This window comes from Pseudoalteromonas sp. SG45-3, assembly GCF_014164075.1.
Lineage (GTDB): Bacteria > Pseudomonadota > Gammaproteobacteria > Enterobacterales > Alteromonadaceae > Pseudoalteromonas > Pseudoalteromonas distincta.
In genome coordinates, this window is the sequence record NZ_JACJEN010000007.1 from 74860 (window position 1) to 87327 (window position 12468).

The following is a 12468-nucleotide window of genomic DNA, read 5'->3' on the forward strand; positions in this document are numbered from 1 at the left end:
GTTACCTTCTTAAGAATGTTTTTAGTAATTGTTCGGTTTCATATAAAGGTAAGCCTACAACAGAAAAATAGCTACCCACAATGTGAGTTACAAAGCGGCCGCCTAAACCTTGGATACCGTAGCCACCGGCTTTATCTTGTGGCTCACCTGACTCCCAATAAGCATTAATTTCTTCATCTGTTAAGGTTTTAAAAGTAACATCTGTGCTTACAACACAGCTAAGCACATCATTTTTCGTCGCAAATGCAACTGCGGTAAGAACTTGATGCGTGTTACCCGATAGGCGTTTTAACGTGTGTGTAAAATCGTTTTTATCGCGAGGTTTACCCAATGACTCGTTGTCTATAACAACCACGGTATCACTACCAAGTACAGGGCGATCGGTATATCCAAGCTCTACACCGCTTTGGGCTTTCAAGCGCGCTAAACGCTCAACAAGTGCTCTAGGTTGCTCGTTTGGAAGTGGGCTTTCATCTGCATCAACACTAAATTGTGTAAATTCGACACCTAATTGGCTTAATAACTCTTTACGACGGGGAGAGGCTGATGCCAAATATACTGCGGTAGTCATTACCTGATCCTAAAATGTCTGCGATATTTACGAAGTAGTAAAAAGACCCAAAACCAGCTAACCATTCCGGTTGCTACTGGCCATAAGTACTGTGGATTAAAATAAACCCCTAACAAAAAGTGATTTAGCCAAAACTGCATTAAGTGATACAACGTTAAAAATAAACCAATTAGTAGGCTTTGTTGCCAAAGCGAAAAGTTACGAATTTTTTGAAAGTTGCTCGCGGTTACAAAAATACATACCGAGAATGTAAGCGAGTTCACGCCCAGCGGTGAGCCAGACGCTAAATCTATTAATAAACCAACGACCCAAGCAGTACCAATATTTAAACGATGCGGTACTGCTAGCGACCAATACATAAGTACAAGTAAAACCCAGTCAGGTCTAAATGGCTCAAACGAAAATGGAAGTGGCATTAGTGCCATTATTAACGCAAAAAAGATGCTTAGCGCAATTAACAATGAATAACGGTTAATCATCGCTGATTTGCTCCTGTTGATTACGCCATAAAATAACCAGCAAGCGAATGCGATCTAGTTGCGCAATAGGTTCTGCAAAAACTTGTGCAAACGGTCGCCCTTCATCACGATTTATTTCAGTTACTACTGCCACCGGGTATCCTTCAGGGAATGTGCCCCCTAAACCCGATGTAACAAGTACATCGCCAATTCGCACATCTAAACTGTGTGGAACGTGAGAGAGCTTAACGACGTTAATTTTACCTATGCCTTCAACAACCGTTCGTACATCGTTACGAAGTATACGCACAGGTGTGGCATGTGTGGTGTCGGTCATTAGTAGCACGCGTGAAGTTGTTGAACCAACCTTTGTAAGCTGCCCTACTACACCCATTTCATCAATTACAGCTTGGCCTTCACTAAGCCCGTCAGTTGTACCACGGTTAATAACAACCTGATGACTATACGGGTTTGAATGTACAGAAAGTACCTGAGCAATAATTTTACGATTTGATTGCTTTGCAGATGAGCCTAATAAGGCGCGCAGTTTTTGATTTTCTCTGGCTAGAAATTGATACTGCTGAAGTTGCTCGCTTTGTAGCATTTGCTTTTTTTTCAGCGCTTCGTTTTCAGTAAGAAGTTGATCCCGCGTATGCAGGCTTTTAGCACTTAAGCTAAATAATTCGTAGGGTAAATTAGCAACATAGATTAGTGGGCTAACTAGAGTATTAAGGCTGGTACGAACAACGGTACCACCTTGCGTATATCTGTCTCCAACTATGAGTACGATACTCAAAAGCACTGCGACAAAAAGTCGCAGTTGCAAAGAGACTGTGCGTCCAAACATTAATTTCATTAGTCGTAACTAAAAACGTCACCACCATGAACATCGATCATTTCTAATGCTTTACCACCACCACGCGCAACACACGTAAGTGGATCATCAGCTACAACAACCGGAATACCCGTTTCTTCCATTAATAAACGGTCTAAATCTTTTAACAATGCACCACCGCCAGTAAGTACCATGCCGTGCGCAGAGATATCTGATGCCAGCTCAGGTGGTGATTGCTCAAGTGCAACCATTACTGCACTCACAATACCCATTAACGGCTCTTGTAGAGCTTCTAGGATTTCGTGTGAGTTAAGCGTGAATGAACGCGGAACACCTTCGGCAAGGTTACGACCGCGCACTTCAATTTCGATTGGCTCATCAGTTTTGAACGCAGAGCCAATTTGATGCTTAATATTTTCAGCTGTCGCTTCACCAATTAAGCTACCAAAGTTACGGCGTACATAATTAATAATAGCTTCGTCAAACTTATCACCACCAATACGAACAGATGATGAGTAAACAACACCGTTAAGTGAAATAATAGCCACTTCAGTTGTACCACCACCAATATCAACAACCATAGAACCTGTTGCTTCTGATACTGGTAAACCGGCCCCAATAGCTGCTGCCATTGGTTCTTCAATTAGGTAAACTTCACGAGCACCAGCACCCATTGCAGATTCACGTATTGCACGTTTTTCTACTTGAGTAGCACCACACGGTACACAAATTAGTACACGCGGACTTGGGCGCATAAAGTTATTGTTATGCACTTGCTTAATGAAGTGTTGTAACATTTTTTCAGTTACATAAAAATCAGCAATTACACCGTCTTTCATTGGACGGATTGCTTTAATATTTCCCGGTGTACGGCCTAGCATTTGTTTTGCTTCTGTACCTACAGATGCAACACTTTTAGGTCCACCAGCGCGTTCTTGGCGAATAGCAACAACAGAAGGTTCGTTTAATACAATACCTTCTTCTTTTACATAAATTAGGGTATTGGCTGTACCCAAGTCGATCGATAGATCGTTAGAAAAAATACCACGGAGTTTTTTAAACATGAGGCTGGATGACCTTTGAAATACGTTCTTATATTAGCTGCCTCACTTTAACATGCTCAACTATATGAGCAATATAAAGCGCAGCGCCTTTGTGAATTTGTGAAAAAAGGAAGCAAAGCTTCCTTAATTGAGTTTATCGTTCGCGAACTAAGCGAAAACCAATGTAGTTAGATCTAAAATCAGGCGCTAAAATTAAACGCGTAGATGCACGAGCAAGGCTTGGTGCAAAATTCCACGCTCCGCCTCTTACTGCTACATCAGACTCACCTGATTCTTGATCGGTCCATTCCCATACATTGCCTACGGTATCGTATAATCCAAATGCATTTGGAGAAAAAGAACCTACTGGTGATGCACGTCTATTTGACCATTCACTACCACACCAACCACAGTTAGCTAGGTTTTTACCAATTTCGTTACCCCAAGGGTATTCTGTTTCGGTTCCTGCACGTGCTGCGTATTCCCACTCAACTTCGTTAGGTAAACGAAATTGCTGCCCTGTTTGACCCGATAACCACTCAGCGTAAGCTTTTGCATCGTTATAAGTTAAACATACAGCAGGAAAGTCACTGCCTTGCTCAAAACCAGGATTACGCCAATTTAAATTTGCTTCCCATACTGGTTCGCCATTTAAATAATACGCACACCCTTTATTTTTTTCCGCTTGAGTTTTATAACCTGTATTTGCTACAAATTTTTCGTAGGCACCTACGGTTACTTCTTTACTTTGCATAGCGAAAGAATTTGCTATTACTTTTTCAATTACTGGACGTTCATTAGCTAAACCATTGCCGTTGATATCGCCCATTTTAAATTTGCCTGCAGGAATAACGACAACCGGCGTTTCAACGTTTGCATTTAATACATTAACGTTTTCACTAACCTGGCGTGTTGTTACTTCTGGTTGCTCTCGAGTATAGGTCGGTGCAGCAATCGACTTAGGCTTTTTTACCAAATTTGCATTAATTGTTTGTGCTTTATTCAAATCAACACGAACTTGATAAGGCTTATAGCCAAGTTTACGTATTTCAATGTTGTGAATACCCGGCGGTAAACGTGTGATCAAGCGTGTTGAGCCAAAGCTTACACCATCGATAAACACTTCATCGTCGTATACGTTTGATCGTAATGTCAGCTCTATTGATTGATCCTTCTTCTTATTAAGGATAGAAGGGTAATCTTTTTTCGCCGATGCAGGTTTAACTGAATAATCACGTACTGGCTGCTTTTCTAAACGAGAAACCGACACCGTGTTACTATTATCCGCGCTATTACTGAATGTTAACTGACTATCAGTAAATGTATTGTTATACGCGGGTTGATAAGCAGCAGTAAGTGGCGTGCCGTACTCAGAACAATAACGGTTATCAATGCTTAATAAGCTACATAAACGGCTACTGTTTACTTCGCCGCGCATGGTTACGCTTAAGTTAACGTTGTAGTTACCTTGGCCGCTAAATGCACTGTTAACTACATGGCTACTTAATATTTGTACTTGAGCGCCCGCCAAATTACGTTTTGGCTCAACAATGCGCTCTTCTGTTAAGTTTGCAAATATTTGATCTACAAAGCGTTTAGTTGCTTTTTGTAGCCCCATTTGCTGACCGCGTTGCTCACACGCCGCTAGCGTTTCTGTTCGCTTACAGTTAATCGTATGGTTAACTTCAAGCGTGCCTTCACGTGTAAACTCGTTACGTAAACGCTCTACTCTGGCTGTAGTTAACTGCTCTTTTAAACTTTCTAAAGTATTTAAAAGCGTATGCTTAGCAACACGAATTTGCTCTATATCTTTACGGTGGGATGCAATTGCCGCCAACTGCATAGAAATATCATCTTTGTTTTGCTTATGATCAATCACCGCTTTTTGATAGCGTGATTGAGCCGCACTAATATTAATAGTGGGATCGTCAATTAAACGACGGTACATTTCGTTCATCGCATCGAGCGCTTGGTTTTTTTCTTTATCTAGCTCTGTAGAACGAGAACGAAGTAGCTCTAGTTGATTTTGTAACTGACTTTCTTCTTTAAGATGTTTTTCAAGTATTCTTGTCGAGTTATCGTATTCTGTCTGTTTAACACTAATCTCTGACTCAATTCCAGTTACTGTAGCTGTGTCTTGTGCAAATGCACTACTAGCTAACAAACTAGCTGAAATTAACAGAGATAAAGGAGTAATTCGCATATATTCCAGTCCCAAAAAGCGGCAATTATTTGGTCGTTATTATTTTTTATAATTAAAGCCTTATGCTATGTACTTGCAGCACAAAACACAAGCTTTGTTCAATTATTATCTTAGTTTACAACTATTCGCGTGTTTCACGCCAGTAAATAACCCGATCATTTCCTCGAAAGCGTCCAAATTGTAAAATAGTACGAGGATCAAGCTGTGTTTCATCCCCCTGCCAATCCCACTTTAACCAATCATAAGTATTATATTCTAAGGTAAATTCACCCAAACCATTTGGCTGTGCATAAATACCATTGTTTGCCGGATACACTCCCGCCTCTAACTGGCCAGATACACCCGTTCCATATTCATAGGCTAACTGCGGGCTGTTAGGTGATATTTGAGTGATTTGGGTATGATCAAATACACTACAGTTATCTTCTGCGTTATTTACAAATCCATTGCCGTTGTAATACTGAGCCTGCATAGGAATAAGTAAAGGGTCGAGATCGGAGCCTGCGTTATTACCAAGGACTAAGCGTCCAAATTTAAACTCTATTGGTAATGTATTTAGTCTTACGCTATTACAGCCACCCGAGCATGCTGCTTGTGTATTAGGTTTATCATTTGCATCAATGAGCGTTGCTCCTTCTATGTTAGAAAGCGTTGCCATTAAACTCACCATAGCAAACGGTCCATCTGCTTGCCCTACACCTAATCTTTCGAGTGTCGTGTTAAGTTGGCTCATTTGCCACTGGCCGTCACTTATATCTCCCCAGTTATTATTTCCTAGGTTTACTAATCGGCTAGCAAAATTATTTGCGGGTACATAGTTAGCTACTTCATTATTTTCGGCATTAATGGCTACACTGGACTTATCAAAGCCCTCTTTATAATTAGCCATTAGCTCACCATTTTGATTTAGCGCTTGTACTGTAAAGCCAAGTTCAAAAGGTTGATCAAGGTAAGTTAAATTACTGCCGTATTGCGTGCATTGTGCGGCAGCTTGAACCCCCACTACCTGAAACTGCGAAGGTGCAAAACGACCAATATTATATAATTCACCTTTTACATCTCCCTCGCCAAAGTAATCTGCATCTTGCAGACCTGCTGTTAAATCAATGATGCCAACTTGGTCGTAATTATACTGCGATATAGATTCACTCAAACTGCCTGTGTCACTAAAGGCAACAGTGCTCATCGCTTCAAGCGTACCTTGAACGCCTGGCGTAGGCGCTTTAAGTAATGCCTCTACAAGTGGTTGCTCTGTAATAAAGTGCTTGGCAATGGTGTTATTTGTTATATTGCTGTAGTTATCTGGGTAACCATCGTTGTTAGTGTCTTGCCCTGTTTGCCATTGCACCGCATTCATCTTTAAATCAAATGCTTCGCCAGTTAATCTAAATAAACTCCCATTGGCATCTGCTGCATAGCCATCACTTGCAACTTCCATCGCTAATCCAAATGGCTTTACAACATACTCATTTGAACTCCCCGTTAAATTTACTGATAAATTAGTGACTGGGTCTAAAATTAAATTGGTATTTACATTTAAACTCAACTTTCCTGCATCGGGATAATTTATAACAATCGGAGCTTTAGACTCACTATCAAAGTTTAGCGTGAACGATTTAGCTGCTTGCTCGACCGCAAAGGTATTATTGTTGTTACTAAGTGAAACCGTATCAGAGCAACTTGCACCAGCACTGCATGTATACGATAAATCTAAGCTTACATCACCACCAGCGGGAAATGCAGCTTCGCATACGCCCGTAGTGGTATTTGTTTTTACCGCCTGAATAGATAGCGCTTTTGCATTAAATCCAGTATTTGAAGGCTTTGCTGATAACTGAGTAGGAATTGTAGTATTTCCATCTGTATCATTATTAAAAATAAATCCAGCATCAGAAAACGTAACTTTACAGCCACTCAAACCAACATTATTACCACCGATATAACAACGAAGAGGTGCAGAAGGATCAGCAGTGTTATATCCAAATGTAACACTGCCTGTGGTGCGTTTAGCAAATTCGACAACCGCTGATCCTGTAAAATTAATATTCTCCCCCGTAACCCAACTTTGCTGACCACTATTATCTGGAGAAAGGTTTAAACTAGAGGGTTCCGCAAATAATAAATCGCAGGCATCATTAGCGCAGGCTGTGAGTGTCATCTCTTTAGCTTCACACGTTAGAGCATTGTTATCGCTTATTGTTAAACGATAATGATCCAGTGTTTCTGGTGTATAAATGCCACAAAAACCAGGGATACTTTCGGGTACTGGTAGAGCGTCAAACGTTGAGCTCCCTTCGGTAATAATTTGAGTAGCCGATGTAATTGACCCCTGATACGTTACATTTTGTGCGATTCTTACCTCACCAGTGGCAACAATATAGCCCGCAATATTTGCATCGGCTGCAATAGCAACCGCACCATCGACATAAATAGCCAAGTACGCGCCAGTTTCTACTACTATATTTGTTTTACCTATATTCAAAAATGAAGTTGATAGAAGTGAGGTTGTGTCTTTTAAAAAAATACGTGTAGGCGCTGTTACTCTGTATTGTGTTTCCAGCATACTTAACTGCAACTCATCGTAATAATAGTCGCCAGCTAAAGAAGTAGGTACGGGCCCTGTTGAGCTACCATCATTTGTAACCGTTGGCACCTGCGCCGCTTGATTCGGTTCTAAAGAGTTATAGCCACCAGCAACACACGCCTGACCATTACACAAAGGAGGGCTCGTCAGCGCTGTAGAAATTAAATTTGTGGTGGTGACAAACTGCGCATTGCCATCTGTTATTTCTACCCCCTGAACTAACTGCACCTCACCATTGTTATAAGTAGAAATAGCGCCAGGGAACAAGGTATCACAATCTAAAATATCACCGTTAAACACAAAGGTACTGGTCATGGCGAGTATTGATGCTTCCTCGTTTACGTGACGGCGCTCGTTATCGCCATCACGATCTTCGTCAACAACAAGTCCTAGCCTGTCAGTCCTTAGGTTACAGCTGCGTAGCCACCCGCCATCATCTTCTTGGCGTGAGTTTTTACTTGCAACCACCAAAGGAGCCACACTAAAGTTATTAGTAAAACTAAAGTAATTACAGCCATCGCTCCAACCGTCAATTTCAAAGCCTGTGAAAAAAGTTTCCCACGATACCTCAACGCCATTATCGTCAGTAAATGTGCGGTTACTTCCTGGCTCCACTGCCATGTAAGCAACAGTTTCGTTTTTTATGAGCCCAAGTGCTGTTTCAGATGCCTCTAAAGCAATATTAACGCCGCTGGCAGATAGAGAATTACTTTCTACTGCAACTGTTAAAAACGGAATTAATGCCTCAGAAGGTGGATTGCTGTCTATGCTATTGAGTGTTTGTAACGAATGGAAAAAGTTTGGCCTTTGAGTAAACGGTTCAGCAAATGTTAAAGACTTATAGCCTTTAGGTGTCAGTGGAGCAAAGCCAGACTTAGAGCCATACTGTAATTCGAGTAATAAGTCTGTACTGCCCACTTCCATAATTGTGCCGTCTGGAAATTGATGCACACCATACTCAACAGCTAAATAGTGCGCCCCCATACTAATATGTCCACCATCCTCTCCTGAAGGTTCAAGCGGTAAGGCCTCAAAGCTAGTTGTGGTTATATTACGTATTCTTATTATTGCAGGGTTTCCACCTTGGTTTGTTGAGAGCATAAATACAGCAGGAGGCGTTATATATTGCTGTTGAAAATTTACTTTTGTCCAAACAGGCGATGTGTATGTATCTTGCAGCTCTATATAACGGCCCTCGATTTTTGGAGGCACTGCATTTGCGTGATTACAAAGTAACACGCAGCTAAAAAATATAATGACTAATGCACTTTTTATCATGGTAAAGTTTTAGCCTCCACACTGAGTGTTCTTTGTGTTTCCCAATAATCCTTTCTGCAATCATTTCCTGCAGGGCAATCAATTGCGGCGCACGTTGCACTACTTTGTAAGTAATAAATATTAACAAGCCCGTTTTTTGTGCTGCTGTCGGGTAGGTCTATATATTCATCGCAACTCACCAGCACGTTACAGTTAGCTAAATATGCAGTTTGAAAGGTTAAATTAGTTGTAACTGATGCACAGCTTTGCACTGAGCTATTTATTGGAAAGAGTTGTGTTAAGCCACTTTCTAATCCACTTTGCGCCGCCATAAAAGCGCGAGCGCCGTAATACTCAATGGTATTTTGTTGAGATGCACCAGAAAGCACTTTAACTAATGCTAATCCTAGTGCTAATAAAGCAACAATAATAACCAAAGAAACAATTATTAAGTTCCCTTTTTGTTTACTGGGTAAGGCTTTTCCGTGATGATTTTTTTTAAGGTACATTAGGAATATGCACCTCATGGTTAAAATTCATTACTTCAGTATCGTTAAATTGCATTTGCGCATTCACATTAAGCACAGCGTTTCTTTGTAGGGAGAGCGCATCAAGAGTAAAAAATAAATCGCTCGCTAAATTATTGGCAATGTAAATACCTAATAAATCACGTTTAACACCACTGCTTATTTGTAAGCTCACGGCATCTAATTGATTAACAATAAAACCGTAATTGGTATATCTATATAAATACTGCCCTTCAACGCAAAAACTTACAGGTTGAGAGAGTAAATAAAGGCGTTTACTCGGCGACTCTTGGGCAAATGCTTTACTAAATTGCCACTCATCAATTTCGCTCGCTGAACTATTAAATGCTGATACTTGCAAGCGCTTACTATTATTTTCATCATATATATCAGCACTGCTTAATGGGTAAATAGTTGCCCAATCTCCAGCTTGCGGCTGCGTTAAATTATTAAGTTCAAAATCAACAGCGCTAACATTAAAAGGCGCTACGGTAGGTAGGTAATTTGTATAGTGAGTCGCCGATAAAAACGGCGTAAATTCTAAGCACTGCTGAGCACTGCACGCTCCGCTAGTGCTGTTATCGCAAGAAAGCCTTAACGAATTTGGCGTAGCGTGGCGAAGCTCTTTACTAAGTCGCGTTATTAAAAAGCGGGCCTGAGCTACTGCTTCTTGGCGCTCAACCCCTTGTGAGTAAATACTGACTCCAGCACCAATAAATGAAAATGCACTTACGGCTAAAATACCAATAATAACCATGACAAGTAATAGTTCTATAAGGGTAAATGCATTTTGGTATTTAGCTCTTTGCATTAGTAATTCCCTTTATATGCACTAAATCCGTAAACTTCGCCTAAGGGTGATGTTACTTCAATAGTAATACGCTTAAAGGTTGTGCCATCGTTGGTGGTCGATTCGTTAAAGTCGCTATCGTACTCAACAGTAACAACTAAATTAAAGTCGCTGTACTCCCTTAACACCTCACCTAAGCTATTAGTAATAGGCTGGTTAGACAGTGCAATATAGTCATCTACATCGTTATAACTGGTTCTGGTTTCTGAGTTATCTACTCCGAAGTCAGCAGGTGCGGTACAAGCCTCAGCACCTATAGATATTTCGCCACACCGCCTAAAAGGTGCGCTTCTATCACTGTGTTCATCAAATGATTTACTTTGAATCTCGTTCATTAGTGATTGACCAAATTCAGAGGCCCTTAAAGCAATAATTGGCTCTGCACTTTTTTTTGCTTGCGGGGCAATGAGCGCGGTAATAATGCTCAATGCAATCGCAAACATGACGATGCCAATAATAAGCTCTATTAGAGTAAAACCTTTTACTTTAAGGGCACGCATATATAAGCCCTTCACCACTTATGCATACGCCAGCTAATCCAACATCGATTCGACATTGCGTAGTGCAGGTTTGATTTGATTTGCCTAAAGCATCAAAACTAATTTGGGTGAATATATTCGCGTTACTATCTAAAGCACTAAATGTTATATCACTTCTTTGTGTGTCTATTTGCACCACTAAATGATCGGTGTTGTTGGTATCAACGCCACCGTTACATGTATCAGGTGCGGGGGGAGCAATAAGTGTGGAGGTAATATAAAGGGTATGACAACTTGAAATGGCTGTATTTTGCATTGCACGTAGCTGCACTGTTCTCAGTGCATTTAAAGTACGATCTCTATACGAATAGGCGTCTTCTGTTGAGCTGCCCAGAAATTTAGGAACTGCCGTTACCGACAGTATTCCCAATATCACTAGAGTAATAATTAACTCAATGAGTGTGAAGCCACGCAATCGTTGCTTACTACTGCTTATCATTTATGTAATTAACAACCCGTAGTAACAAGTGTAATCACTGGAGGAGTTACAACTACAGGGCCTGTCGTCGCAGTAGCTTGCGTGTATTCAATTCGACAATCATCAACAGTAGTTGCATCCACAGTGTAACTATTAGGAAAAATAGTTACTGTTGTATCGTTTACAAATAAATTGAAATCAGCTGAATCAATTGCATTTGGTGTTCCATCTGCAAAGTTGACATCTAAAAATGCTTCAAAGGCTTCTTCTGTTGCTGCTGGATAACCATAAACAGTAGGTACTGCTACACCAGTATCTACTGTAACTGTAGCCTCATCCTTTTTGTGATCACTAGCAATAATAGATTTGCCATTCACAATATTCATACCACTGCGAATCGACCCTTGTAAGCCTTCAAGTGTTGAAGCATTTGCATCACCTTGCAAGTTTAAAAAGCGAGGTGCTGCGGTAACTGCTAAAATGCCTAAAATAACAATTACGATGATCAATTCAACAAGTGTAAAACCTGCTTGTTTATTTATTGGTAAACTTTTTAACGATTGCGTTTTCATAAGTAAGCCTCTTTTTAATTACTTAATTTTTAAATATTTTTACTTTGCCTGTTTTAGCAAAGTATGAAAAACCTGTTAAACCTGATATTTCACTCGTATTAGTAGGTATACTTTTAATATCAATGGTATGAGTTAAATAGTAGTCGCATTGCGTACTTTCTGCATTGTACCTAACTAAAAAACTTACACTTTTTATTCTTGATATTTCATTACTTAACGTACTACTGGGTGCGTCTTGTAAAATTACATTTAAAACTTGGCGACATTTATTAGCATTTATAGCTTCTGCACGAGTATCTTTTTTTTCTGTTTCATCACTTGTTGGTGTACCTAACATTCCATCAACACCAACTATTACACCTCCATAATTAACAAATGTTTTGTTTGACCTGCTGTTTGGCCTACCTTCTAATTCCCATTGACCCCTAACCATGCCAACGGCCGATGAGAAACTACCTGCTATAACGTCAACGCTTGCATTATGCGCTTGATTTTTAATACCTATATATTGAGGTATAGCAAAGCTCAAAATTACTGCCAGTAAAATCACAACAATAACTAACTCAAATAATGAGAAACCTTTTGAGTAAGCCTTTGATGCAATCACTTGG

The 12468-nt window shown here is 40.3% G+C and carries 12 protein-coding genes; all 12 read right to left on the reverse strand.

The features are described from left to right. Position 1: 1 nt before the first annotated feature. A complete protein-coding gene (locus tag H5126_RS10310; protein WP_182720208.1) occupies positions 2-571 on the reverse strand; it encodes a nucleoside triphosphate pyrophosphatase in 570 nt (189 codons plus the stop codon). Then, positions 571-1050: a rod shape-determining protein MreD gene (gene mreD / locus H5126_RS10315; RefSeq protein ID WP_002958403.1), complete on the reverse strand. Its 480-nt coding sequence runs from the start codon at positions 1048-1050 to the stop codon at positions 571-573. The genes H5126_RS10310 and mreD overlap by 1 nt, the downstream gene beginning before the upstream one ends. Beyond that, positions 1043-1885 carry a rod shape-determining protein MreC gene (gene mreC / locus H5126_RS10320; protein WP_173400216.1) on the reverse strand — a complete coding sequence of 281 codons (843 nt, stop codon included), beginning with the start codon at positions 1883-1885 and terminating at the stop codon, positions 1043-1045. Before mreC ends, mreD begins: the two co-directional genes overlap by 8 nt. Continuing rightward, positions 1885-2928, reverse strand: coding sequence for a rod shape-determining protein (locus H5126_RS10325; RefSeq protein ID WP_002958401.1), 1044 nt, complete (start codon positions 2926-2928; stop codon positions 1885-1887). Before H5126_RS10325 ends, mreC begins: the two co-directional genes overlap by 1 nt. A gap of 133 nt (positions 2929-3061) precedes the next feature. After that, the gene (locus tag H5126_RS10330; protein WP_182720209.1) at positions 3062-5110 is read right to left on the reverse strand and encodes a formylglycine-generating enzyme family protein; all 2049 of its coding nucleotides are present in this window, start codon (positions 5108-5110) and stop codon (positions 3062-3064) included. Positions 5111-5231: 121 nt separating this feature from the next. Continuing rightward, complete coding sequence (locus H5126_RS10335) at positions 5232-8972, reverse strand: H-type lectin domain-containing protein (protein ID WP_182720210.1); 3741 nt, start codon at positions 8970-8972, stop codon at positions 5232-5234. Next, a complete protein-coding gene (locus H5126_RS10340; RefSeq protein WP_182720211.1) occupies positions 8969-9460 on the reverse strand; it encodes an agglutinin biogenesis protein MshP in 492 nt (163 codons plus the stop codon). Before H5126_RS10340 ends, H5126_RS10335 begins: the two co-directional genes overlap by 4 nt. Next, the gene (locus H5126_RS10345) at positions 9450-10289 is read right to left on the reverse strand and encodes a type II secretion system protein J (RefSeq protein WP_121953561.1); all 840 of its coding nucleotides are present in this window, start codon (positions 10287-10289) and stop codon (positions 9450-9452) included. The genes H5126_RS10340 and H5126_RS10345 overlap by 11 nt, the downstream gene beginning before the upstream one ends. Further along, on the reverse strand, positions 10289-10828 hold the full coding sequence (locus H5126_RS10350; protein WP_182720212.1) for a prepilin-type N-terminal cleavage/methylation domain-containing protein: 540 nt from the start codon (positions 10826-10828) through the stop codon (positions 10289-10291). The genes H5126_RS10345 and H5126_RS10350 overlap by 1 nt, the downstream gene beginning before the upstream one ends. After that, entirely contained in the window at positions 10815-11306 is a 492-nt protein-coding gene (locus H5126_RS10355; protein WP_182694811.1) for a type II secretion system protein, read from the reverse strand. The genes H5126_RS10350 and H5126_RS10355 overlap by 14 nt, the downstream gene beginning before the upstream one ends. Before the next feature lie 8 nt (positions 11307-11314). Further along, on the reverse strand, positions 11315-11857 hold the full coding sequence (locus H5126_RS10360) for a prepilin-type N-terminal cleavage/methylation domain-containing protein (RefSeq protein ID WP_182720213.1): 543 nt from the start codon (positions 11855-11857) through the stop codon (positions 11315-11317). Between the two features lie 22 nt (positions 11858-11879). Then, positions 11880-12464 carry a prepilin-type N-terminal cleavage/methylation domain-containing protein gene (locus H5126_RS10365; protein WP_182720214.1) on the reverse strand — a complete coding sequence of 195 codons (585 nt, stop codon included), beginning with the start codon at positions 12462-12464 and terminating at the stop codon, positions 11880-11882. Positions 12465-12468: the final 4 nt, after the last annotated feature.